The 23,916-nt window shown below is 35.1% G+C and carries 21 protein-coding genes and 1 pseudogene; 8 read left to right on the top strand and 14 right to left on the bottom strand.

Annotation, left to right across the window (positions count from 1 at the left end; genetic code table 11):
* Positions 1–16: 16 nt before the first annotated feature.
* Positions 17–568 (bottom strand): hypothetical protein, encoded by a 552-nt coding sequence (locus ZA07_RS14100; protein ID WP_053972403.1) that lies wholly within the window; start codon positions 566–568, stop codon positions 17–19.
* 214 nt (positions 569–782) lie between these two features.
* Here ZA07_RS14100 and ZA07_RS14105 point away from each other — a divergent pair, with 214 nt between their 5' ends.
* The gene (locus tag ZA07_RS14105) at positions 783–2,228 is read left to right on the top strand and encodes a hypothetical protein (protein WP_053972404.1); all 1,446 of its coding nucleotides are present in this window, start codon (positions 783–785) and stop codon (positions 2,226–2,228) included.
* Between the two features lie 59 nt (positions 2,229–2,287).
* Here ZA07_RS14105 and ZA07_RS14110 read toward each other — a convergent pair whose 3' ends face one another.
* Positions 2,288–2,635 carry a DUF6249 domain-containing protein gene (locus tag ZA07_RS14110; RefSeq protein ID WP_053972405.1) on the bottom strand — a complete coding sequence of 116 codons (348 nt, stop codon included), beginning with the start codon at positions 2,633–2,635 and terminating at the stop codon, positions 2,288–2,290.
* A 137-nt stretch (positions 2,636–2,772) separates the two neighbouring features.
* Here ZA07_RS14110 and ZA07_RS14115 point away from each other — a divergent pair, with 137 nt between their 5' ends.
* Both ZA07_RS14115 and ZA07_RS14120 read left to right on the top strand, forming a co-directional pair.
* Positions 2,773–3,363, top strand: coding sequence for an RNA polymerase sigma factor (locus ZA07_RS14115; RefSeq protein WP_053972406.1), 591 nt, complete (start codon positions 2,773–2,775; stop codon positions 3,361–3,363).
* Complete coding sequence (locus ZA07_RS14120; protein ID WP_053972407.1) at positions 3,344–3,751, top strand: hypothetical protein; 408 nt, start codon at positions 3,344–3,346, stop codon at positions 3,749–3,751. Before ZA07_RS14115 ends, ZA07_RS14120 begins: the two co-directional genes overlap by 20 nt.
* An 80-nt stretch (positions 3,752–3,831) precedes the next feature.
* On the opposite strand, the gene ZA07_RS14125 is transcribed toward ZA07_RS14120, so the two are convergent.
* From ZA07_RS14125 to ZA07_RS14155, 7 genes and pseudogenes are all read right to left on the bottom strand, one after another.
* Positions 3,832–4,872 carry a DUF481 domain-containing protein gene (locus ZA07_RS14125; RefSeq protein WP_053972408.1) on the bottom strand — a complete coding sequence of 347 codons (1,041 nt, stop codon included), beginning with the start codon at positions 4,870–4,872 and terminating at the stop codon, positions 3,832–3,834.
* A gap of 42 nt (positions 4,873–4,914) precedes the next feature.
* Positions 4,915–5,391 carry a nucleoside deaminase gene (locus ZA07_RS14130; RefSeq protein WP_053972409.1) on the bottom strand — a complete coding sequence of 159 codons (477 nt, stop codon included), beginning with the start codon at positions 5,389–5,391 and terminating at the stop codon, positions 4,915–4,917.
* Between the two features lie 6 nt (positions 5,392–5,397).
* Complete coding sequence (locus ZA07_RS14135; protein ID WP_053972410.1) at positions 5,398–7,056, bottom strand: serine hydrolase; 1,659 nt, start codon at positions 7,054–7,056, stop codon at positions 5,398–5,400.
* A 95-nt stretch (positions 7,057–7,151) separates the two neighbouring features.
* A pseudogene (locus tag ZA07_RS16315) lies at positions 7,152–8,057 on the bottom strand (bestrophin family protein).
* A gap of 67 nt (positions 8,058–8,124) precedes the next feature.
* Positions 8,125–10,287, bottom strand: coding sequence for an ATP-binding protein (locus tag ZA07_RS14145; protein ID WP_053972411.1), 2,163 nt, complete (start codon positions 10,285–10,287; stop codon positions 8,125–8,127).
* 79 nt (positions 10,288–10,366) lie between these two features.
* On the bottom strand, positions 10,367–11,101 hold the full coding sequence (locus tag ZA07_RS14150) for a LytTR family DNA-binding domain-containing protein (protein ID WP_157492159.1): 735 nt from the start codon (positions 11,099–11,101) through the stop codon (positions 10,367–10,369).
* Positions 11,102–11,114: 13 nt separating this feature from the next.
* Entirely contained in the window at positions 11,115–11,486 is a 372-nt protein-coding gene (locus ZA07_RS14155; RefSeq protein WP_053972413.1) for a hypothetical protein, read from the bottom strand.
* A 239-nt stretch (positions 11,487–11,725) separates the two neighbouring features.
* Here ZA07_RS14155 and ZA07_RS14160 point away from each other — a divergent pair, with 239 nt between their 5' ends.
* A complete protein-coding gene (locus ZA07_RS14160; protein ID WP_053972414.1) occupies positions 11,726–12,370 on the top strand; it encodes a hypothetical protein in 645 nt (214 codons plus the stop codon).
* 59 nt (positions 12,371–12,429) lie between these two features.
* On the opposite strand, the gene ZA07_RS14165 is transcribed toward ZA07_RS14160, so the two are convergent.
* The 3 genes from ZA07_RS14165 to htpG all read right to left on the bottom strand — a co-directional run bounded on the left by ZA07_RS14165 (position 12,430) and on the right by htpG (position 16,163).
* The gene (locus tag ZA07_RS14165; protein WP_053972415.1) at positions 12,430–13,434 is read right to left on the bottom strand and encodes a transglutaminase domain-containing protein; all 1,005 of its coding nucleotides are present in this window, start codon (positions 13,432–13,434) and stop codon (positions 12,430–12,432) included.
* A gap of 3 nt (positions 13,435–13,437) precedes the next feature.
* Complete coding sequence (locus ZA07_RS14170) at positions 13,438–14,103, bottom strand: carboxypeptidase-like regulatory domain-containing protein (RefSeq protein WP_053972416.1); 666 nt, start codon at positions 14,101–14,103, stop codon at positions 13,438–13,440.
* 173 nt (positions 14,104–14,276) lie between these two features.
* Entirely contained in the window at positions 14,277–16,163 is a 1,887-nt protein-coding gene (htpG, locus tag ZA07_RS14175) for a molecular chaperone HtpG (protein ID WP_053972417.1), read from the bottom strand.
* 188 nt (positions 16,164–16,351) lie between these two features.
* On the opposite strand from htpG, the gene ZA07_RS14180 reads away from it, so the two are divergent.
* Positions 16,352–17,362, top strand: coding sequence for a 3-oxoacyl-ACP synthase III family protein (locus ZA07_RS14180; RefSeq protein ID WP_053972418.1), 1,011 nt, complete (start codon positions 16,352–16,354; stop codon positions 17,360–17,362).
* A gap of 332 nt (positions 17,363–17,694) precedes the next feature.
* Here ZA07_RS14180 and ZA07_RS14185 read toward each other — a convergent pair whose 3' ends face one another.
* Positions 17,695–20,157 carry a TonB-dependent receptor domain-containing protein gene (locus ZA07_RS14185; protein ID WP_053972419.1) on the bottom strand — a complete coding sequence of 821 codons (2,463 nt, stop codon included), beginning with the start codon at positions 20,155–20,157 and terminating at the stop codon, positions 17,695–17,697.
* 94 nt (positions 20,158–20,251) lie between these two features.
* Here ZA07_RS14185 and ZA07_RS14190 point away from each other — a divergent pair, with 94 nt between their 5' ends.
* Complete coding sequence (locus ZA07_RS14190; protein ID WP_053972420.1) at positions 20,252–20,614, top strand: CoA-binding protein; 363 nt, start codon at positions 20,252–20,254, stop codon at positions 20,612–20,614.
* Here ZA07_RS14190 and ZA07_RS14195 read toward each other — a convergent pair.
* Positions 20,585–22,033: a sodium:solute symporter gene (locus ZA07_RS14195; RefSeq protein WP_053972421.1), complete on the bottom strand. Its 1,449-nt coding sequence runs from the start codon at positions 22,031–22,033 to the stop codon at positions 20,585–20,587. The two genes, ZA07_RS14190 and ZA07_RS14195, sit on opposite strands and share 30 nt — an antisense overlap.
* Positions 22,034–22,107: 74 nt before the next feature.
* Between ZA07_RS14195 and recR the strand changes: the two genes are divergently transcribed.
* Together recR and ZA07_RS14205 are read left to right on the top strand one after the other, a co-directional pair.
* A complete protein-coding gene (gene recR / locus ZA07_RS14200) occupies positions 22,108–22,725 on the top strand; it encodes a recombination mediator RecR (RefSeq protein ID WP_053972422.1) in 618 nt (205 codons plus the stop codon).
* A gap of 10 nt (positions 22,726–22,735) precedes the next feature.
* Positions 22,736–23,845: a glycosyltransferase family 2 protein gene (locus tag ZA07_RS14205; RefSeq protein WP_053972423.1), complete on the top strand. Its 1,110-nt coding sequence runs from the start codon at positions 22,736–22,738 to the stop codon at positions 23,843–23,845.
* Positions 23,846–23,916 lie beyond the last annotated feature (71 nt).

The raw sequence follows: 23,916 nt of genomic DNA on the forward strand, positions 1-23,916 counted from the left end.
GTGATGATCCATTTTATTAGAACGATTTAGATAAACCTACACCCAGTGTAAGGGTGTTGTAAGCATCAATTCTGAAATCATCTCCAAAAGTCACTTCAAACTCCAGTCCATTATGGATTTCTAATGTGTATGCAACCTCGGCCCTTATTAAAAATAAATTGTCCCCTTTGGCAAATTCGCCTCCAGCACCCAATAAAAAAGCAAAATGCTCTCCCGGTTTATAGACGCCCATTAAAGCCGGTGCTATAGGTCGTTCTCTTTCTAATAGTGACTCTTCCTCTGAGCTTAAATATTTCTCAACTTGAAAGGTTTCATTGATGAAGTCGGTATGCAGACCTATGGCCCAATGTTTATTGAGCCAAAAGTTGTAATAAAGAGAAAAACCAGGGAGGGCTCGCCATTGTTTTTTATCGCCACTATAAGTGTTTGGAGTATGGACATGAGAAATCAACAAACCTATTTGATGTCTTTCAAAGGATTCATTTTCTAACTCCATTTCGCCCTCTTGAGCGAAACCACAAACAGTAAAAAACAGTATTAAAAAACTAGAATAAAGTGATTTTTTCATAGGATGATAGAGTATCTGTTAAAAGGACATGGAATTAAATTATATTTTTATAAAGAATTGATATTTAATTGTTTATTTTTAGTAGTAAGTTACATGATATTTACGAAACATTAAAGTTACTTGTGTTATTTTTATTTTCTTCCACGGTGTTTGTAAGATTGAGGTTGTCTAATAAAATAATGAAGTTGGAAGATCAAACCTTAAATTCTTATTTATGAAAATTTCATTTCGTTGCTGGGTCATTATTTCTATTTCCTTTGCTTTTTTTTCTAAACTTTATGCTCAAGACACCCATTATGCTTCTCAACAATTTGGAACGAGAACAGCTTTACTTTCAGGAGCCATTTTAGGGGGGATTGATGACAACTCCATGGTGTTTTATAATCCAGGAGGATTGGGCTTGTTAGAAAATACTTCCTTGTCAGTAAATGCAAATGCATATCGTATTGAGAATATAAAAATCTTTAATGCCCTTGGAGATAGAGCTGATTTTAAAAGCAGCAATTTAGGAACAGTACCATTATTGGCAGGCGGAATGATAAAATTGAAGGATCCTAAATGGAAATTAGGATATGGTTTTATGGCTCCTACAGATTTTAGTTTTAAAGGGATAGCTCGTGTTGATGGGGATTATGATGTTATAGAAGAAGCTGAGAGTCCGGGACTGGAAGAGTTAGTAGGTGAGAGTAGCTTAACTTCCAAGTTAAGTGAAGTTTTATTTGCCTTTGGAGCAGGTAGGGTCATCAGTGAAAATTTTTCTGTGGGAGCAAGCGCTTTGTTTACGGTGCGTTCTCAAACCTATAATAGAAACTATTCGGCCTATATTTTCTTAAATGATGTAGAAGAATCTCTCGTGGGTGGGAATCTTTCCCAAAATGTGGATTATTATAACATAAGGGTGGCTTTAAAATTAGGAGCTATTTATAAAATGGAATCTTGGAGCTTTGGAGCAACATTTACTACGCCTTCCCTAAATATTGGAGGTCAGGGAACAGTGGCTTCCAATATTGCAGCTAGGAATGTTAAATTTAATGGTGTTGATAGGCAAAGCGGAGTGGCCACAGATAGGCAGGCAGAATTAAAAACGAAGTTTAAATCGCCACTTCAAATAGGGGTAGGTGTTAATTACGATCAAGGAAAATCATTTTTGGGGTTATCGGTTAATTATTATTCGGGATTGGATTCTTATGAAATCATGGATGTTGTAGCTAGGACATTTGTTCGTCCAGCAGATTTAGCTCCTGAGTTGAGTAGTGATCAATTTTTGAGTGTGAGGGGTGGAGCGCGTTCTGTTGTTAATGTGGCCTTGGGTTATGAATATCGGTTAAAGGATCATTTATCCTTATTGGCCAGTGTTCGTAATGATATGTCATATTACGATAAGGATAAGACAGGAGCAGATAACGGTGGTATTAAAACAACAGTAAGCTCTTGGGACTTAATACATTTTACTGCTGGGGCTATTTTTAAAAGAGAGAATAGTAGCTTGAGCCTTGGTTTACTTTTTAGTACGGGTACTAAGGATGATTATGAACAAAAAGGAAATTTAAATAATCCTACGGAAGGAAGTCTTCTTAAAGGAGCCACCACCATTACCGAGGCTAAATACAGCTCTATTGGTTTATTACTAGGTTATACTTATTTTTTCAAAAAGTTCTAAATAAAAAAAACCATCTTTGATAAAAGATGGTTGCCTATTAGGAGTTTAGATAACTTAATTTATTCCTGATCTAATTTTTTAGTCATATGAAAGCCAATGAAGAGACCTACTCCTGCCATAGTAAAAATGGTAGCTGGGTAAATGGCATCAGAAGCTAATGATGAATAAGTGTCTAATAAGGACGCTAGAAAAATACCTATACCAATACCCATAAGTAGTAGGGCTAAATTTAGAATAACAACCTTCCAAATGGGAGCTGTTCGTTTCTTTCCTTGGATAAATATACTAGCATCGGCTCCTTTTTCTATAAGAGCCATACGCTCTTTATTTCTGGTAGAATAAAAAAGGTAAAATACTCCAAAAATGGCCGCTATTAAAAGAGGCATGATGATAAATTCTGATCCCATACTGTTTGTTTTTAATTTATTAATTTTAATTGTTTATAGCCTATGACGATATAACTTTTCTTGTGGTTACAGTTTTTTCAAAAAATATTTTTATTTCATTTGTAACCGTTTGAGTAGTGGTGTCGTCCAAAGAAAACATGACACCAACCAGCGACGAAATAATCATCAATCAAATTAATGCCGGTGACAGTAAGCAATTTGCTATACTGGTAGATCGCTATAAGGATTTGGTTTTTACTTTAGCTTTAAGAATGATGAAACATCGTGAAGAAGCTGAAGAGGTGTCTCAAGATACGTTCATTAAAGTATATAAGTCTTTGTCAAATTTTAAAGGAGACTCTAAATTATCAACTTGGATTTATAGGATAGCTTATCATGCTTGTTTAGATAGATTGAAAAAGAACAAAAGACATTATTTAGATGTATCTATGGATGGAGACAGACCTATACAGGTGGAAGTAATGGAAAATGCCTTTAATCAGTTGGTGGAACAGGAACAAAAGCAGAAAATACAATTTTGTTTAGAACAGTTGCCTAGTGAGGATGCGTTTTTGATTACATTATATTATTTTGAAGATTTGAGTATGGACGAAATTTCAAAGATTGTTTCACTCGAATCAAATCATGTCAAGGTTAAGTTATTTCGAATTAGGAAAAAGCTGGCGTCAATTCTAAAGAGCCAACTGGAACCAGAAATTATTGAAAGTTATGGAAGAGCGAGAAAATAAAGAATTGGATGCATTTGTTAAAAGAATCATGTCATCAACAGAGTTGGACAGTCCCTCTCATGATTTTTTATCACATGTTATGGATAATCTTCCTAATAAGAGGGGGAAAGAGTTAATTCAGTACAAACCTTTAATTTCAAAGCCTGTTTGGTTTGTAATAGGTGGTTTGTTTTTGGCGTTTATGGGATATTTGGTTTCTAAAACAACCATGGTTAATAGTTCATGGTTTAGTCAAATAGACTTTGATCAATTCTTTAATCTTCCAGCAATTTCTTTTTCTACAAACTGGCCTCAAGTAGTCATGTACGCCTTATTGGTTCTAGGTTTGATGTTGTTGGTTCAAGTAAGTTGGATGAAACATTTTTATAACAAACGACTTGGTTTTTAATAAAGAACTCAAAAGCACACCTCTTTTCAAGTTGTGTGAATAAAAGATGAAAGAAACACCTGTTTTTTTTTCAACATAGTTTAGTTGAATTCCCAGCCGAAAGTCGTTTGAAAAATATAATCACTTGTAGAAGCTCCAGCAACAGGTTTGCTATCATAGTTATAAGTCAGACCCAATTTTATAAAAAAGTCAAGAGGGAGATCATATTTGAGGTCTAATGTGTAATCACATCTTATACGACTACCTTCCGTTAAGCTAGGATAGACTGCCAAACTGGTATTCAAACTAAAATCTTTAACATCAAACATATTGAAAACCACTGCACCATAGGCTTCCATTGAATTTTGAACACTTTGATTGGCTTCTGGAATAAACTGTTCGTTGTTCCAAGCTAAACCTACACCAGCACCTAAATAAAGTTTATTATTTCTTATAAAATATTGTCCCAAACCACTTCTGATAGTGGTACGTAATTTTAACAACTGTTCATCATTGGATAACCAAGCAGAGGTTAATTCATAATACCTATTTTTATTCATGAAATACTTGTAGGTAACATTGGCGTCTGTACGATGTGTTTCGCTCACATTGTCTTGATTGCTTCTTACCGAGTTGTAGCTTCCTGTAAGTAACCATCTGAAGGTAGTGTAACTTATGGTACTTCTAACAGTGAATTGTGATAGATTATTACTTTTAGTGTAGTTAAAACCTACCGAAAGAGATGCGGTTAATCTGGATTTAAAACTACTTTTCACAGCTTTAAGAAATACAATATCTGAAATGTCGGCTTCAAATTCCTCACCGTCTCCTTTAATTAAAACTTTACCAAAATGATCATCTATTGTATGAATGGTGCCACTAATTCTTCTACCATCAGAAAGGGTAATTAAATAAGATTGCGAACTAAGAATTTCTCCAACCTCAACCCATGTAATGGTAAAATCATCTTCACTATAATCGGTTTCGACAGTCAGGACGCCCTTTTCCATTTGTTTTATTTCTCCAACTAATTTGTCTTTGTTTTTAAGAACAATGGTATCATTTTGTCCCATTAATTGAAAATTACAAAGCATAAATAATAGAAAGTAAAGAAACGGAGATTGAATTAGATGTCTTTTCATAATATTGATGATCAGGTAATTGCGAGTACTAAAGATAAAAAATTAATAGGGAGTTTTGTCAATTTTTTCCTTCCAATTTTCAAAGATTTTTATTCCCTTTTCTTGTAAGATCTGTTGAAATGGTATCAATCTTTCAGTTGTCTTTTTATCTATTTCCTCATAAATAAAATGGTCATCAAAGCCAATTTCACGAGCATCATCTTTATTGCATGCGTAAAAAACTTTTTTGGGACGTGCCCAATAAATGGCACCTAAACACATGGGGCAGGGTTCACATGAGGTATAAATAACACAATCTTCAAGTTGAAAATCGTTTAAATGTTGACATGCATTCCTTATGGCTGTTACTTCTGCATGGGCCGTAGGGTCATTGGAGGATGTAACACAGTTATGTGCCTCGGCTATGATGTTTCCATTTTTCACAATCACACAACCAAATGGGCCTCCTGCATTTTTATCCATGCCCTCTTTAGCTAAGTCAATAGCTCTTTGCATAAATTCTTTGTCTTGAATGGTCATCAGGCTTTATTCAATTTTTTTGGCATTCTGAATGACGCCATTTTGGTGTAAATCAAGACTGGTAATTTTACCTTGAGTGTCTTTTTTAAATATGATTTTCGCTTCAACTACTTTTAGAAAAAAGGTGTCTTTACTTTCAGGGAAAACTTCAAATTGCGGCTGTCCTGTAGCTTGGGTGAAAAGTTTGTTTCCATTTTTGGTAAAGGTAAGTATGAATCCAGGCATCAATTCATATTTACCAACATAGGGCTCTATTTCTTTTTCGGTCAAGGTGATAGTTTTTCTTTCCGCAGGAGGAAGTTTGTTTGTAAAGATGCCTATTTGGGTATTGGATGGTGATTTGAATGTAACCTTTTTGACACCGTCTTCCTCAAAAAAATCATACGTATAAATAACATCTTCAAATAGATATTGATTCTCTGATAATGGAAAAATAGGAAGCTTGGTGCTTCCTTCTCTTTGACTGTATAGTTTGCCTTCGTCTAAAGTGATATGTCTTACAATATCATTTTCAAATTGATAAGCACCTAACCATTTATTTAATTGGGTCTCATTTAAAGTAATAGCGTCTTTAACATTAGGAAGCGGTTTTCCAATCGCGATGGCTGCAATTTTATTGGCTAAACCAGTTACATTTTTGCAGGAACAATTACTTAAAGCAGAAACAAATATGTCTTCTTTTGGAAAGTAAATTCCCATGGTTGTATAACCAAAAATTCCCCCTCCATGTGAAATGGCTTGGGAACCTTGAATAGTCATTTCACTTAAGCCATACCCATAATCAATATGCTCACCATTGTTAAGGGTAGAACCATGAATGGCCAATTCATAGGAGGCATTGGTAATCAGTTTGTAAGAATTGAGGGCATTTTGCCATTTCAATAAATCTGTGGTGGTAGACATCAAAGAACCGGCTGCATATGGAATGGTCATGCTAATATAATTTGAGTTAGCAAACCCTTGTTCCACTTGTTGGTATCCAGAGGCCCTTTTCATTATTATTTCTAAGTTAGAGCCATAATAGGAACTAGACATGCCCAATGGTTTAAAAATATGGTTGTCAATAAAATCTTCATAGGTTTCACCGCTTGCTTTTTCAATGATATAGCCTAAAAGGATATATCCAGAATTATTATATCTAAACTTTTCTCCCGGCTCAAAATCCATGGGTTCGTTTTTAAAGGTGTCGATCAATTCCTGCGGGGTGAAGTCGGTTCGTGCTTCTTGAATAAAACTGGGCATATCTGTATAGCTTTTGATGCCCGAGGTATGATTAAGAAGATGGTGAATCGTGATTGACTTTCCATGTGTTGGGTAATCTGGAAGGAACTTTGTAATGTCATCTTCAAGCTTCAGCTTTCCTTGTTCTTTTAACATAAGAACAGCAATTGCAGTAAACTGTTTGGTAATAGAGCCAATTTCAAATACATTGTCAGGTTTCATAGCAACGTTCAATTCGATACTGGCCATTCCAAATGCTTCTTTATAAATGGGTTTCCCATTTTTGGCTACTAAAATTGATACCCCTGGTCCTCCTTCGGGATATTCTTTACTAGCTAAGGCGCTTATGTCATCTTCAATGGATTGGGCGAAAAGACTGGCATTTAAAATTGTTGACAGAAAAAGGAGCAGTAGAAATGGTTGAGGGATTTTTGGTTTTTTCATTGTTAATAGCTTTAACTTAAAAATATAAAAAATAAAATAAATTTGGATGTAAGTATTTTAATAATAGCGGAATAGGAGTGGGGTTGGAAAGTTTTTCACATGATATATTCTCCGTCAATGGGTTGGACGGGTTCAGGAATGTTTTCTTGCCCCAAAGCTTCAAGCAAATTAATTTCTATGGTTCGAGTAATTTGGTCTAAAGGAATTCCTGAAGCAATGTCTTCAAATGGATTTAATAAGGACACCCCAATTTTATAGGTTGTAAGAAAGACATATCCAATTAGGATGCCTGCAAAAATCGACCAATAGCTTATGTAGTCTGATGATACTAGGGTCACGCAAATAATAAAAATCCAAATAAACATTTTGGTGTAATAGTTATAGCTGGGAGGAAATACCGTATTGGCAATCCTTTCTGATTTACCCATTTGATCACAAAAACGCGTGTTGGCTCGATTCAACTCCATAAATTTAAATCCGTCAATAAGGCCTCTTTGGTAGAAATCGTTCAGTAAATTAGTTTGTAAACCCAGTATGCCATTGGGAATGTTTGAATAGGTTTCCACCTATGTTAAGTCTTCGGGCTCCAGAAATTTTCTGTAGTCAAAATCATCAGATGCTCTTAGATTTTTCTTCAGGGCATATAAAAATCCCAAATGATTGTAAATAGCTCTCTGTTTTAAATCGTCACCCAACTGGTCATCTTCGGAGTTTAAATAGCTCAAAATTTGCCTGCTCCAACTTCTCGAGTCATTGACCAATTCGCCCCAAATTTTTCGGGCTTCCCACCATCTATCATAAGCCTGACTGTTTTTAAACCCAATAAAGAAAGAAAGCGCTGTCCCTAGAATGGAAGGTAATAGCAAAGGTATCTGTATATGATGTTGAATAATAAAGTGATAAGAAAAATAGGTGACTATACAGATAATGATGTTTATAACGAAATGCTTCCAAGTTCCTTCAATAACTCGGGTAATTCGCACCCTTTTAGAAATAAGCATATCTATGATTTTAAATAAGTATTCTAAAGGTAATTAATTTTATAGCAATACCTTAAGGAAACAAACATCAATTGGATGAATCCTGATATTTGGCAATTTTTGATAATAATATCTCAATCTTGTAGGGCTTTGAAATGTAGTCGGTCATACCTGAGGCCAAACACTTTTGTATTTCTGAAGTAATGCTGTTGGCAGTCATGGCAATAATGGGAATTTGTGATTGAGAAGCTTCGATTTCTAGTTTTCTTATCATCTCGGTTGCTTCACAACCATCCATTATCGGCATGTGCATGTCCATTAGTATGATATCAAAAGCCTGTTTTTTATAAAGATCTATGGCTTCTTTTCCGTTTTTTGCAAGTGTCATATTTACATCAGGGATGTAGTAATTCAAATCATCTTGAACAACCATAATATTGAATTCGTCATCCTCAACTAAAAGCACAGTTAGGCCTGTAAGGCTTTTTCCTAGTTGGTCTAAAGAAATTCCTTGAAGATCATTTTCAGTATTGGTAATATAATTTTGGGTTTTTGCCGGCAATTCAAAATAAAAATCACTACCTCTATTTTCTTTACTGTTAACCCAAATCCTGCCACCTTGTAGTTCAATGAGTCTTTTGGATATACTCAAGCCCAGTCCAGTACCCTTGTAAATTTGTGATTTCGATTTGGCTCCTTGTTCAAAAGTTTCAAATATTTTATCAATTTGAGAGGTTGGGATTCCTATTCCTTGGTCAGAAATTTTGAATATCAGACTACTTGGTGTGTTTTTAGACTCCACAGAGATAGATATGGTTCCCTTATCACTAAATTTTATGGCGTTGCTGATAAGGTTGATCAACACTTGACTAAGTCTTGCTGCATCTCCCAAAATTTGATCTGGAAAGTTTTGGGAGAAGTGGGTTTCCATACATAATCCTTTTTCCTCTGCTCTATATTGCAGGGATTGCACTGTACTCTGAACAACGCCTTTTGGAGAAAACCATTTTTCTTCAATTTTTAGTTTGCCTGATTCTATTTTTGATAAGTCCAATATATCATCCAATAGTACCAAAAGATTGTCTGAACTTGTTTTCATAGCCTCCAAATAGGGCTGTTGATATTCGGGATGTTTATTTCTGATTAAGTTGTTCGTGATGCCCGAAATGGCATGCATAGGCGTTCTTATTTCATGGCTCATGTTGGCCAAAAATTGCTCTTTGTATTTTTCTGATTGTTCGGCCCTCGTTTTTTGAACCTCGATTAATTTTTTCTGTTTCTGAATAAATTGCAGTCTATTAAATAGATAAATGAGCAACATACCTAAAATAAAGGCAACCATAAACCCTATCCATTTAATTCTTTTCTGATTGGTTAATTTTTCCTCATTGAGTGCCTCACGAAGTTGCATTTGGTTTCTTTGGGAAACCAGAAGTTCTAGGGAATTTTTATAGGAATTTATTTGTCTGTCCAATTGATCATACAATTCAAAATAATAAATGGCATTTTTATAATCTCCGAGTATGCCGTAAATGTCCTTTAACTGACTAAAGGCATTCGCCTGTTGTTGGATCAGTTTGTTTTCAATGGCAATCTTTTCTCCTATTTTGGTATAGTAAAGAGCGCTGTCAGCTTCCTGCATGTTTAAGAAACAGGTGCCAATGTTGATGTTTCTGTGACTTAGGTTTCTTGAATTTGTAGTGTTAAGACTTAATTTGGCATGTTTTAATGCTTCGGTAGGGTTTTCTTCGATAAGGATGGTATAAAAACCGTAATGGCTATCAGATAGCATTTCCGTATCCTTTAATTTTTCGGCTTCAATGTATAGTTCTTGCATAATTTCCTGGGCTTCATCTTTTCTGCCCAATAGGTATTCATTAAAACCGATACTGCTTCTAAATTTGAAAACGTTCTTATTTTGATTTGCCTTTTTGGCATAATCAATGGCTTTTAGATAGTAGTCATTGCTCTTCTCATAATCCGCATTGGAATGGTGTAACCAGGCAATACCACCATAAACAGATGGTGCTATATTAAGGATGCTTGCAATATGAATATTTTTATTTACAAGTGGTTCAAGAGATAGACCATCGCTAAGTGCTTGACCGTAGTTGGCAATTTTCTCTAATTCTAGGCGAAATAGTTTCTCCCTTATCAAGATTTCATTTTCGATATCCTCATTTGAAGTTGCTTTATCTAATAATAATTTGAGACTGTCCAGTTCAAATGTTACTCTAGGTTCTTGGGCCATAAAGCTGAGGTGGCCAAGTAAAATTGCTATGAGGACTATTTTTTTCAACTCAGAAAATGATTTACCTTAAGGTTAATGGTTATAAATTTCGATTCCAATTTGAAAAGGTATCCTTCCTACGTCTTGAAATAGGTATTTCTTTATGGTTTGAAAGAACCACATAGTTATGGTTGGATTCTTCCAGAATGTGAGATTTATTGATGATAAAAGATTTATGACACCTAAAAAAACCTTTACCCTTTAAAAGGTCTTCAAGGTTTGAAAGTGTTTTGGATACCAATTCCTTTTTCTGATTGACCAAATGGATTAGACTGTAATTACGCTCTCCTTCAATATGAATAATATCATCGAGCGGTATGAATAAGTCTCCTTGTTGTGTTTTTAATGTTAGTAAGTCATCTTTGTTTGATTTAGTCTTAAGGGTACTTATAGTATTTTTTAAGTTCTGGGTTTGATCCAAATGATTTTTTTTGAATCTGGAAATGGCATTTTTTAATTCTTCCAGGTCAAAAGGTTTTAATAAATAGTCCAAAGCATTGGATCGTATGGCCTTAATGGCATAATGTTTATAGGAAGTAATGAAGATGATTTTAAAAGGGAGCTCATCAAACATTGCGAGCATTTCAAACCCGGTCATATCAGTCATTTCCACATCCAAAAAAACCAAATCGGGATTTAGTTTTTTAATAAGCTGAATGCCTTCATGGCCATTGGAAGCAACACCTTCCAAAGAAATTTCTGGAAAGTAATTGAGCAGTTTATCCTTTAATAATTCTTGAATAAAGGGATCGTCATCAACAATGACGCACCGCAATGCGGATATTTTGTTAGTTAGTTTCAAGATCGATAATGGTGCTGTGCACCTCTTTAATAGCTTGTTCTAAATTAAGAATTATATCGTTAACCATCGCAGTAAGCTCTGAGAAAGGCATGGTTTTAAAATCGAGCTCTAATTTATGAATATGATGACTAATTGATTGAATACCAAAAAACTGTAGCTGTGGACTCATTTTGTGAATGATTTGCCTAACCTGCTCTCGATTCTTTAAAAGCAAAGCCCGATTAAGTAAGTCTAGTCTTTCTGGAATCAATTCGTTGAACTGGTTGAGGTATTTGAGAATTTTGTCCTTGTCACCTCTTGATATGCCATAAACATGTTCAAGGTTGATGTATTTGGTATGGTGGCTATGACTGGTCATAATAATTCTATAAAGGAGATTCTTAAAGTTAATGCATTTATTTATAAGTTATTAAATATTTAATCAAACGGTTTTTTATACAAAAACTACCGTTTGATCAACCGTTTGATAAGAATGTTTCTATAGGATAAAAACAATTTAAAAATCAATAGATTAGGTTTTAATATTGCTCGTAGAAATGATTTCCGCCTAATTAATCGTTTCAAAATAATGTGCTATTAATCTAAAATCTAACTATTATGAAAAATTCAATTTTACTTTTATTTGTGCTATCGGTTATTACTTTTTCGTGCTCTGATGAGGGAGTGAATGATAGTATTGAGCAAGACCTTAATTTGGGGAAAAGCAACTATATGGTTGAACTTACAAATCGACTTTCTGAAAGTCAAGAATTCAAGGAAATCATTGCGGATAGACAACTCCAAAAAAAAGGAGAAGGAAATGGTCTAGGTTTGCTTTCTGATGGTTATAGTTTGACATATTTCGCTATTACCGAAGAGGAATTAATTTTTATTGGAGGATTGGGGACAATACAACAAATGCCTAATGGCAAAGCCAAGTTTTCAATTCATACAACTGATCCTTCAGGTGCTATTCTAAGTATCGCAACATTTATGTCTACTCATACGAGCACTTGTGTTGATGGACCGCAAGGAACGTTCAATTATAACTTGATAAGTGAATATGAGGAACTTGAGCTATTCCCCGGATATATTTTGTATTTGCCAACTGGCGTAAATGCATCAGCTGAATCTGCAAATGGTCATTGCAATGTGAATAATGCGGTACCCATCTATGATGAAACCTATACTTGGGTTGGATGTACTGATCCAACAGATTCAAAAGTTATTAGCTTGAACAATGGTAGCTTGTCTGTAAATTAAAAATAAACTCCTAATTAACCAACTAAATGAGCTCTCAGGATTTCTCTTGAGAGCTTTTTTTATTTGTCACCAACCTTTACTGTATGGGTAGCCACAATGTCATCGCCAACTTTTAAATGGACATCATAAGTCCCTTTATGTTTAAAAGCATATTTAAAAGAAATCTGTTCGCCTTCATTTTTTATATCATATATAGAAAAGGGCCGTTGTTCCACACCCACAAAATGTACTAAGGAGATGGAATCTTCAAATTTCGGATTTAGAGGATGTAAACTAAAAATAACTTCCTGACCCTTCTTGGTTGCAATTTGGAATTCCCTTGGATAAACTGGGACTACTTGGTTTTTAAAGGTTTCTCCATAAACGATAGGGGCTGGAACAAATGGATTTTGAGCCAGATCATCGTTAATCAACCATTTTTTGTCCAACGGACGATGGCTTAGAGAAAAAAGCACAGGATCTGCTAAAAAGTAACCTTCATTAAAATCTTTAATGAATACATCCCTTATAAAATATCCACTGGACCAAGTAGCGTCACATAAATACCACTTATTATTTAGTTTCACTGCATTCCAAGAATGATTTGCGATATCAAGTTCTTCAATATTGGCCTCGGCTGTTCGTGCATATCCATTAATAATCTGACATTCAATATTCGCTAAAAAGCATAACTCCTTTATTAAATAAGCATAACCCGTGCACATGGTTTTTTTATTTTTGAGAAGCTGTTTAAACGCCTTTTTTTTGAAGGAGTCATTCCAGTCTAAATAGGAAATACTATCATTTTTAAATTTTTTCCGTTTCCTACTAACCTTAGAATCCTGAGAAGCATCCCCTTGAATATTATAACAAACCCACGTATAAATAGCTCTGAATTTTTCAACATCAGTGGTGAGATTGGAAGTTAAGCGCTGAGCAAGTAAGGGTAAATTGTCAATGCTCCTGCCGTGATTTAATTTGGCCATGTAATCGGCCTTTGCAAAATCTACCGTATTGAAATCTGAAATTTGCCCAAAGCTTAACTTCCAAATGAAGAACAAGCCTATCAAAAAGGAATACTTCATGGTTTACTTGGATTTATAAACTTCTTTTACAGCAACTTTTCCCATTAAGATATAGGAATCGGAATTCATGTTGACTTTTAGTTCTAATTGAGGTGAAGATTCATCCTCTATAACCACTTTTTGGGATTCCATACCTATAAAGCTAAACAAAAGCACATCGCCTTTTTTTAATTTTTTAGGAAACTCAAAATACCCATCAAAATTTGAGGTTGTTCCAATATTCGTTCCTTGTAAAAGAATGGTTACGCCAGGTAATGGTATTGAATTTTCCATAACCACACCTGAAACTGTTATAGGGTTATTTACAACCTGGTTTTGTATGTTATCCCTATTATTAATGGAGTCTGTTTGTTTGATTACATCTTGGGCTTGTAAATTGTGTAGAGAGAAAAAGGAAATACAAGCCAATCCAATGCCTTTAAAGAAATTAATCTTAGTCTTGCTTATCGGAGTTGCAAAAGCGGCTAATTGTGATTGCTTAAATCTACCACAGGTATTATTATTCTCTTTTGAACTGAAGTAAAGAGAGATTTCTTTATGGTCCATAGTCGTGAAATCGACTACTTCATGCTTGCAGGATTGACAAAATCCACCGTTAGGGGTTTTGCTAAATGAATTGAAATTCTCTTGGCAAGGTGTTTTGATGTTTAAGTTAAATTGATTTTTCATGATTTAGAAATTTAAAGTTTCTCAAACCTATTCAAGAATTACCCATGATAAAATCCATACTTAGCAAAAGCTCCCTTTGGTTGAGTTAAGGGGGCTATTTAATGAGGCTGTCGCCAATAAAAAAGCCACTTCGTTGGGAAGTGGCTTTTATTTTTCATTTATGTAAAGACCATTTACTTGATCATTTCATAACTTCTTTTAATGAAGTTAGTCAATTCTTCACCCTTAAGTAAACCTTGGGACAAGCGCGCTAAATCCAAACTTTGGTTGATTAAACGTTCTTGTTTCTTACGGGTTTTGGTGCTAATGATTTCTCCAACTAATTCTGAATTTGTGTTGACAATTAGGTTGTACATATCTGGCATGTTACCCATTCCAAACATACCACCACCAGTCATTTGCATTTCTTTCATTCGACGCATAAATTCTGGTTGGGTAATCATAAATGGTGCAGCATCGCTATCCATGTTCTCTAATTTCACGGTAAACTTCTCCGCAGGAATCACCTCTTTTAATAACTCATCCAATTCCTTTTGTTGGTCTTCTGTTAATTTAGAGATTTTATTTTCATCCTTTTTGATCAAATTGTCAACGTGATCTGCATCCACACGGGTAAAAGTGATATTTTCCTTAGATCCTTCCAATTTCTGCATTAAGTGAGAAACAATAGGTGAGTCAAGGAACAATACTTCATAGCCTTTGGCTTGAGCTGCTTCAATATAACTGTGTTGGGCATCTTTATCAGAGGCATAAAGGATGACTAATTTATCGTCCTTGTCAGTTTGTTTTGCTTTAATGGCGTTATACAATTCTTCATATGTATAATATTTGCCATCAACTGTTGGATAAAGAGCAAATGCTTCAGCTTTTTCAAAGAATTTTTCTTCTGAAAGCATTCCGTATTCAATAACAATTTTGATGTCATTCCATTTCTTTTCAAAATCTTCACGATTGTTGTTGAAAAGAGATTTTAATTTATCGGCTACTTTTCTGGTGATGTAAGAAGAAATTTTCTTAACCGCGCCATCAGCTTGTAAATAAGAACGCGAAACATTCAAAGGGATGTCTGGAGAGTCAATAACCCCTCGCAACATGGTTAAAAATTCAGGAACAATTCCTTCTACATTATCGGTAACAAACACTTGGTTTTGGTACAATTGAATGCGATCCTTTTGAACGTTTAGGTCATTGGTCATTTTAGGGAAATAAAGGATTCCCGTTAAATTGAAAGGATAATCTACGTTCAAATGAATGTGGAACAATGGCTCCTCAAATTGCATTGGGTAAAGCTCACGATAGAAGTTTTTATAGTCTTCATTTTCTAAATCGGTTGGCTGTTTGGTCCAAGCCGGAGTTGGGTTGTTGATGATATCATCAACCTCTTGGGTTGGAGCTGGATCATCTTCTTTAGCATCCTCTGGTTTTGGTAGGGTTTCCGTTTTTGTTCCAAACTTAATTGGAATAGGCATAAACTTGTTGTATTTCACCAACAACTCCCTAATTCTTGAATCTTCTAAAAATTCCTTGTCTTCATCATTGATGTGAAGAATGATCTCAGTACCTCTTTCGGTTTTATTATGTGGTTCAAGGGTAAATTCTGGAGACCCATCACAAGTCCAGTGTACAGCTTCCTCATTTTCTAAATAAGATTTAGTAATGATTTCAACTTTATTGGCCACCATAAATGCTGAGTAAAAACCTAATCCGAAGTGCCCAATTATGCCACTATCTTTGGCAGAGTCTTTATACTTATTTAAAAACTCTTCGGCACCCGAAAAAGCTACCTCATTTATATATTTTTCTACCTCTTCAGCCGTCATACCAATACCTTGGTCAATGATGTGAAGCGTTTTTTGATCTTTATCTAATTTTATCTCAATAAGAGGATTGCCATATTCAACCTTGGCTTCTCCTATACCTGTAAGATGCTTTAGTTTTAAAGTCGCATCTGTTGCGTTACTGATTAGCTCACGCAAAAAGATTTCGTGATCACTGTACAGGAATTTCTTAATTAATGGAAAGATATTTTCAACCGAAACATTAATATTTCCTTTTGCCATAGTATCTAAAATTTAATTTCTGTTTTTTAATAATTTTCGAAAAGTGGTAGTCAAAAAAAATACCAACCGAAAAAAGATGACAAAGTGACATTTTGTATATGTTATGCATGCATAACGATAGCTTTTGTTTTATTGATAAAATAGGGGTGAATTAATTAAATTGCACAAGCAAATATGTTCTAAATTTTATGTACAATTCAAAAATTAGTGGGTTAGGTTATTATGTGCCAGACCACGTAGTCAGTAATGATGATTTGACCCAATTGATGGATACCAGTGATGAATGGATTCAAGAAAGAACTGGAATTCAAGAACGTCGTTGGGTGAAACCCGGTTCTGGGGAAACAACTTCTTCTATGGGCGTTAAAGCAGCTAAAATTGCGATTGAACGCGCCGGAATAGATAAAAATGAAATTGATTTTATTGTCTTTGCGACCTTAAGCCCTGATTACTACTTTCCAGGTCCAGGTGTTACTGTTCAAAAGGAATTGGGTATCAAAACGGTAGGAGCACTTGATGTGAGAAATCAATGTTCTGGATTTGTTTATGGATTATCTGTGGCAGACCAATTTATTAAAACAGGTATGTATAAACATGTTTTGGTTATTGGTAGCGAACTTCATTCTCATGGTTTGGATAAAACCACAAGGGGACGAGGCGTTTCGGTGATATTTGGAGATGGGGCTGGAGCAGCCGTTTTATCGAGAACGGAGGATACAACAAAAGGAATATTATCCACCCACTTGCATTCTGAAGGGGAACATGCTGAAGAATTAAGTCTTATCGCTCCTGGAATGGGGAAAAGATGGGTGACCGATATATTGGCTGATAACAGTGAGCAGGATGAAAGCTACTATCCGTATATGAATGGACAGTTTGTTTTTAAAAATGCAGTGGTTCGCTTTAGTGAAGTGATCATGGAAGGATTGAATAAAAATGAATTGACGCCTCAGGATATTGACATGTTGATTCCGCATCAAGCCAATTTGAGAATTGCACAATTCATTCAAAAGAAGTTTAAATTGTCTGACGACCAGGTTTACAACAACATTCAAAAATATGGAAATACCACTGCGGCTTCCATTCCAATTGCCTTGACAGAGGCATGGGAAAAAGGGAAGATTAAGGAAGGAGATACGGTTGTGTTGGCAGCCTTTGGAAGTGGTTTCACTTGGGGAAGTGCCATTATAAAATGGTAAATTTCAAAATAGGATTAAAATAAAAAGAAAAACCCGGGGCATTTTAAAATTACCTCGGGTTTTTCACTATTAACCAACTTAACTAACACTAAATTTATAAAACGAAACTGTTTTATTAGAATGTTCTATAAATCCTTAATTACTTAAAACTTATCACTCATTTATATAGACGGTAAAACCTTGAAATTATTTCAAATATTAACACATTTAACTAGGTTTTAACAAACCTTATACAAATCGAAAACCCAAAGCAGTGACACTTTGGGTTTTCTTATTTAATAGCCTGACATTAACACTAACCATCAACTATTATGTATTGGCTATTAAATATCTTACATAAATCCACCTTCACCAGATTTAACGTTATTGTCACGTTGCTTTCTGCTTAAGGCTCTATATTTTCCACCACCAAATCTATAGGCTAAACTGACATTCCAGGTATTGCTTTCCCAGTTGAACTCACCAGTAGATGGATAGGGCGTGTCCCCGTCAAACCTAAACTGCATGGTGTTGAATATGTCATTGTAATTAAAGCTAAAGGTAGCACGTTGATCTTGTAAAAACGAATACCTTAACCCACTATTAACAAAATACATGGGTTTTCTATTAAGCTGAATGCCTTCTTCACGTCCACGATACATGGCAAACAACGATAAGGCAAGTTGTTTGGTGACTTTAAAATTATTGAAAACTCTAAAATTCCATACCACATTGTCTGCAGTAACTGTTTGGGTAGAAATATCATCAATGGTTGCATTATCTAACGTTGTTGAAAGGATTTCGGTTACTCCTTTTTGTTTTCTGGAGTACAAATCAAAACTGGCATTAAAGCTCCACCATTTGGTTGGTCTGTAATTACTGGATAGTTCTAGACCATAAGCCGAGGTGTTGCTAAAGTTATCATAAGACAGGATGACTTTTTCCAAATCTAATCGGTCAATAAAAACCGCACGGTTGATTTCGTCTTCTATAATTCTGTAAAAAACACCTGCGGTCAAAGAACCATTTTTAAGCTTTCGGGTGTAGTTACTTTCTATGGAGTTCGTAAACTGTGGTTGTAATTCTGTATTCCCATAAGAGGAAATTAAAGGCGTGCTCCATTCTCTGATGGGATTGACTTGTTGTAAGCCAGGTCTATCTACACGTCTACTAAAGCTTAACTGATAAGTATTTTTATCGCTAGGATTATAAGTTAAAAAGGCGGAAGGATACACTTGGATGTAATCATTTTCAAAAGGGATTACTTCTGTGCCTGATTCTGTATAGCGTAATGCCTCGGCATCAACCGTGACACTTTCAAAACGAGCACCAACTTGATAGGTCCATTTTTCGTAGTTCCTTCCAAAGGTAGCATAGGCCGAATAGATATTTCTGCCATAATCAAAATCGGTACTTGGAGTTGGGGCTATATTGCCTTCAGAATTAAAAGTAAACCCAGAGGAGTCATAATAAATGTCACTATTAAACAAACGCACTTCACCTCCCAATTCCAATTTGGTGTTGTCATTTAATGGATTGACATAATCAACGTTAATAGTTGTTTGGTCTCTATTGGTATCCACATGATCCGTATAATCCGTAGTTGGAATATTGGTGAAATCAAAGTTGGCCGTTTGGTTTTGATCAAAAACATTGTAGTCAACTTCGATGTCCAGTTGCTCACCTTCCTTTTTAAATTCCCTTTTGTAGGCTAGGTTATATTGTGAGGTATTATTATCTGTTTCATCATTGGAATCTTGGATTTCTGTAGGGGCATTGTCATAAAAGATAGTTGTAACTCCATTTCCTTTCCCGTCATAAAGGTTTTGATTGGTAAAAAACGAAAGCGTGTTTTTATCGTTCATGTAAAAATCCAAACCAACTTTATATAAATGGGATTTATTATTGTTAAGGAAGTTTACATTCTGTTCTGACTCGTTAAATGCTCTATAAATAGTCCCGTAATTGGTGTTGCTTCCAATATTGTTTCCGTAATTACCATATAAATTAAATTTCCCATTTCGGTAATTCATATCGATGGAACTGTTGAATCGCGCATTGATTTCTTTGGTCAATCCAAAATTCAAATTTCCATTAAATCCAAGTTTGGTGTTTTTATGAAGGATGATATTGATGATCCCGCTCATTCCCTCTGGATTGTATTTAGCTGAAGGGTTCGTGATCAATTCAATGCTTTTAATGGATGTGGAAGGGATTTGTTTCAAAAGTTGGGCCACGGGTACATTAGAAAGCTTTCCATCTACCATTACCCTTACATTCTCATTCCCTCTTAAACTAATGTTTCCAGTTTGTTGATCCACACTCACCGATGGGATGTTGTTCATGATATCAGAAGCCGATACCCCAGAAGTAGTTAAATCTTTTCCCACATTGATCACTTTTCTGTCTACTTTTTGTTCGATTGTAGAAGTTTCGGCCACGATAGTCACTTCATTGAGACTCGTTGCTTCTTCCTCTAGGAGAATATTACCTAACTCAATGTTTTTATTGTTTTTATCAATGGTAATGTTCCTTGAAACGGTTTTATATCCTATATACTGCACACTTACTACCAAATCGCCATCAGGAACGGATGTGATTTTAAAGTCGCCATTGTCATCGGTGATGCCTCCGGTTATGGTTATACCTGATTTGTTTTTTACTACAATGGTTACATAGGGAAGGGGTTGTTGGAGTTTGGAGTCTAATACTTTTCCGGTAATTAGTCCTTGTTTATCCAATAAGTTTACTGAAGTTTGGCTATAGGTAAATGTAAAACACATGAACAAGCCAAGAAATAAAATAAATGATTTCATTCTTTGATGATCGATTTTTTGATTGATTAAAGTATAGACGTCTGTTGTGGACGGATGTTACTATCTTTAAAAATCCTTAACAACACTTTAACATATGAGCAAAAAAACTTTAGTGATGGGGGCATCGACAAAACCTAACAGATATTCCAATTATGCATTGGAACGACTAATAGATAGAGGATATGATGTGGTCGCTTTTGGTAAAAGAGAAGGACAAGTGTCTGGGATATCTATCGAAACAGAGCTAGTTCCTTATGAAGATGTCCATACAATAACATTATATCTTGGTCCTAAAAATCAAACGGCATACTATGATTATATCGTTTCCTTAAATCCGAAGCGGGTTATTTTCAATCCAGGAACCGAAAATCCAGAGCTATATCAAATATTAAGAGAGGCAAAGATTCCTTTTGAGGCGTCTTGTACTTTAGTGCTGCTTTCTACGAATCAGTACTAAGCCCAAAAACATCAACAACCCGTTGATGATCAAAATTTCAAACCCTATTTGGTAACCATTAAACATGACGGTGGAATATTGGTTGATAAAATAGGAAAGAATCGGGGCTACTATGCCTATGATCCATACCCAGTGATCTTTAATTTGTTGCTTGGTGAAAATACCAAAAGCGAATAGCCCTAATAGTGGCCCATAGGTATAACCAGCGGCTTTAAAAAGTTCCCAGATAACAGATACATCTTTAAAAATGAGGTCGTAAATAAGAATGACCAGTACTAAAACAAGGCTCATGCAAACATGAACAATCTTTCTGATATCTTTTTGTTTGGATTGCGGTTTTTTATCCAATTCTATAATATCAATACAAAAGGAGGTTGTCAAGGAAGTTAAAGCAGAGTCGGCACTGGAGTATGCCGAGGCAATCAAACCAAGAATAAAAAAGGCGGAAATGGCCAGTCCGATATCTGGTAACATGGCAATGGTAGGAAATAAATCATCTTTGTTGACATCAAAGCCATTTTGTCTGGCATATTGGGTCAATAATAGTCCCAAGGTTAAAAAAAGAAGGTTCACAAAAATCAAGATCACACTAAATGATATCATGTTCTTTTGTGCTTCTTTTAGATTTTTACAGGTCAAATTTTTCTGCATCATGTCCTGATCCAAACCAGTCATGGTAATGGTGATAAACATTCCAGATAAAAAGCTTTTTACAAAATATTGGGAATCGTTAATGTCATCAAAGAAAAACATTTTGCTCATAGGGCTAGCAACCACCGTTTGGTAAATATCTCCAATGCCATTTAGGTTCATTTTACTAGCCACAAAAATGATAGTAACAATAACTGAGACCAGCATGAATAAGGTCTGTAGGGTATCGGTGAAAATAATGGTCTTTATTCCTCCTCTAAAAGTATAAAGCCAAATAAGACCTATGGTAATCAATACGGTTACCACAAAAGGAATGTTGAACTGATCAAAAATCAATAGTTGCATGACATTGGCTACCAAAAAGAGCCTGAAAGCAGCTCCTACAATCCTAGAAACCAAAAAAGCAATGGCACCTGTTTTATAAGAAACGTTTCCAAAACGGTCCCTTAAATAGGTGTAAATGGAAGTCAGATTGAGTTTGTAATAAATGGGTAGGAGTACATAAGCTATGGCTATGTAACCAAACAAATAGCCAAAAACTACTTGCATGTAACCAAATTGTTTGTCTTCTACGGCACCAGGGACCGAAATAAAGGTGACTCCAGAAAGGGAAGCTCCAATCATACCAAAAGCAACCAAATACCAAGGGGCTGATTTGTTGGCTTTAAAAAAGGCTTCGTTGGTGTCTTCTTTTCCTGTAAAATAGGAAATGGCGATTAAAACAATAAAATAACCTAATATAAGACTGGCAATAACAATGGGCGACATGAAGCTAAGAATTCCTGGTTACAAATTACAAATGTATAAGTATTTCTTTAATGTAAAGTTGTAACTTCGCACTTATGGAATTTTCATCAAAATTGTTGGCTAAAGCTGTTGACGAAATGTCACAATTACCGGGCATAGGGAAGCGAACAGCACTTAGGTTGGTCTTGCATTTATTGAGACAGCCAGAGGGGCAAACAATACAATTGGCAGATGCCCTAAAGTCGCTGAGACAGCAAATTAAACTATGTAAAAGTTGCAATAACATCAGTGATACGGAATTGTGCGATATATGTTCCAATCCCCGCAGAAATCCAGAGATTATTTGTGTGGTGGAAGATATACGAGACGTCATGGCCATTGAAAATACCAGCTCCTTTAAAGGGCTTTATCACGTATTGGGAGGTAAAATTTCTCCTATGGATGGTATTGGCCCCAATGATCTTAATATTCAACCTTTGGTAGATAAGGTAAAGCAGGGTGAGGTGAAAGAGCTTATTTTTGCTTTAGGATCTACTATGGAAGGCGATACCACAAATTTCTACATCTACAAGCAAATTCAGGACTACGAAGTTCAAACAACTACAATAGCTAGAGGAATTTCAGTTGGGAATGAATTGGAATACACAGATGAAATTACTTTGGGAAGAAGTATCATAAACCGTATTCCTTTTGAGGTGTCTATAAAATCGTAACACCACATTTTTGAAACTTTCAGTTGTCATATTAAACTATAATGTTCGCTATTTTTTAGAATTATGTCTAAAAAGTGTTGAGTCAGCTATTAGACATTTGGATGCCGAAATTATTGTGGTGGACAATCGGTCTTCAGATGAGAGTTGCGAGATGGTTAAAAAACTATTTCCTAATGTAAAGCTTATTGAAAATAAAGAAAATGTAGGGTTTTCAAAAGGGAATAACATTGGAGTAGCGCAGGCTCAGGGAGAGTTTATCTGTATTCTTAACCCAGATACGGTTGTTGCAGAAGATACTTTTGAGAAGTTATTATCCTTTTCTGATTCTAAAGAAAATCTCGGTATTGTAGGCTGCAGATTAATAGATGGGAAAGGTAAATTTCTGCCAGAAAGCAAAAGAAATATTCCAAAACCTTATGTTGCTTTGAAAAAGATGATTGGAAAATCCAATGCCTATTACGCCAATCAATTGGAGGAAACCCAGCAAGGAGTGGTTCCTATTTTGGTGGGGGCATTTATGTTTTTAAAGCGTGAGGTGTATCAAGATATAGGCGGATTTGATGAAGATTATTTTATGTATGGAGAGGATGTGGATATTTCTTATAAAGCGATAAAGAAAGGGTATCAAAACTATTATTTTGGTGATACTACCGTCATTCATTTTAAGGGAGAAAGTACTTTAAAGAATTTACATTATGCCAAAAGGTTCTATGGAGCAATGCAGATTTTTTATCAAAAGCATTTTAAAAAGAACCCGTTGTTTAACGCCGTTGTTTGGTTGGGCATAAAATTGGCCTTTTTAATGAGGCGAGAACCCAAAGAGGAAAGGAAACAAGTGGAGCGTTATGTGCTGTTTTCTGATAAAATTCCTTCAGATTTAAGGCAGAAATTGAATAAACCGGTCAAGTTGTTGGAAGATATAGGAAATTTGCAGGAAGAGGATGAAGTAGTGTTTGATACCGACTTTTTGACATTTAAGGAAATTATAGGATTTCTTTTGGAGTGGCGGGAAAGTAAAAGTCTTACCTTTAAGTTTTTAATGCAAAAATCACATTACTTAGTAGGTAGTAATAGCTCAAAAAATCGAGGTGAATTAATCTATTTAAAAAATAATGATTAGCAAAATTTCAGTGAATTGGATATTTTTTCAGTAATTTTGCAGTCGAAAAATAAAAAAACATCATTTTATTG

Origin of the sequence: Mangrovimonas sp. ST2L15, from assembly GCF_001280515.1 — a bacterium.
GTDB lineage: Bacteria > Bacteroidota > Bacteroidia > Flavobacteriales > Flavobacteriaceae > Mangrovimonas > Mangrovimonas futianensis.

Excerpts from the sequence above, each read along its gene's own strand:
- ZA07_RS14190 (WP_053972420.1), top strand. The coding sequence starts at position 20,252 with ATGAGCAAAAAAACTTTAGTGATGGGGGCATCGACAAAACCTAACAGA.
- ZA07_RS14145 (WP_053972411.1), bottom strand. The coding sequence starts at position 10,287 with ATGGCCCAAGAACCTAGAGTAACATTTGAACTGGACAGTCTCAAATTA.
- ZA07_RS14195 (WP_053972421.1), bottom strand. The coding sequence starts at position 22,033 with ATGTCGCCCATTGTTATTGCCAGTCTTATATTAGGTTATTTTATTGTT.
- ZA07_RS14160 (WP_053972414.1), top strand. The coding sequence starts at position 11,726 with ATGAAAAATTCAATTTTACTTTTATTTGTGCTATCGGTTATTACTTTT.
- ZA07_RS14100 (WP_053972403.1), bottom strand. The coding sequence starts at position 568 with ATGAAAAAATCACTTTATTCTAGTTTTTTAATACTGTTTTTTACTGTT.
- ZA07_RS14165 (WP_053972415.1), bottom strand. The coding sequence starts at position 13,434 with ATGAAGTATTCCTTTTTGATAGGCTTGTTCTTCATTTGGAAGTTAAGC.
- ZA07_RS14185 (WP_053972419.1), bottom strand. The coding sequence starts at position 20,157 with ATGAAATCATTTATTTTATTTCTTGGCTTGTTCATGTGTTTTACATTT.
- ZA07_RS14115 (WP_053972406.1), top strand. The coding sequence starts at position 2,773 with ATGACACCAACCAGCGACGAAATAATCATCAATCAAATTAATGCCGGT.
- ZA07_RS14120 (WP_053972407.1), top strand. The coding sequence starts at position 3,344 with ATGGAAGAGCGAGAAAATAAAGAATTGGATGCATTTGTTAAAAGAATC.
- htpG (WP_053972417.1), bottom strand. The coding sequence starts at position 16,163 with ATGGCAAAAGGAAATATTAATGTTTCGGTTGAAAATATCTTTCCATTA.
- ZA07_RS14135 (WP_053972410.1), bottom strand. The coding sequence starts at position 7,056 with ATGAAAAAACCAAAAATCCCTCAACCATTTCTACTGCTCCTTTTTCTG.
- recR (WP_053972422.1), top strand. The coding sequence starts at position 22,108 with ATGGAATTTTCATCAAAATTGTTGGCTAAAGCTGTTGACGAAATGTCA.
- ZA07_RS14130 (WP_053972409.1), bottom strand. The coding sequence starts at position 5,391 with ATGACCATTCAAGACAAAGAATTTATGCAAAGAGCTATTGACTTAGCT.
- ZA07_RS14155 (WP_053972413.1), bottom strand. The coding sequence starts at position 11,486 with ATGACCAGTCATAGCCACCATACCAAATACATCAACCTTGAACATGTT.
- ZA07_RS14105 (WP_053972404.1), top strand. The coding sequence starts at position 783 with ATGAAAATTTCATTTCGTTGCTGGGTCATTATTTCTATTTCCTTTGCT.
- ZA07_RS14125 (WP_053972408.1), bottom strand. The coding sequence starts at position 4,872 with ATGAAAAGACATCTAATTCAATCTCCGTTTCTTTACTTTCTATTATTT.
- ZA07_RS14110 (WP_053972405.1), bottom strand. The coding sequence starts at position 2,635 with ATGGGATCAGAATTTATCATCATGCCTCTTTTAATAGCGGCCATTTTT.
- ZA07_RS14180 (WP_053972418.1), top strand. The coding sequence starts at position 16,352 with ATGTACAATTCAAAAATTAGTGGGTTAGGTTATTATGTGCCAGACCAC.
- ZA07_RS14170 (WP_053972416.1), bottom strand. The coding sequence starts at position 14,103 with ATGAAAAATCAATTTAACTTAAACATCAAAACACCTTGCCAAGAGAAT.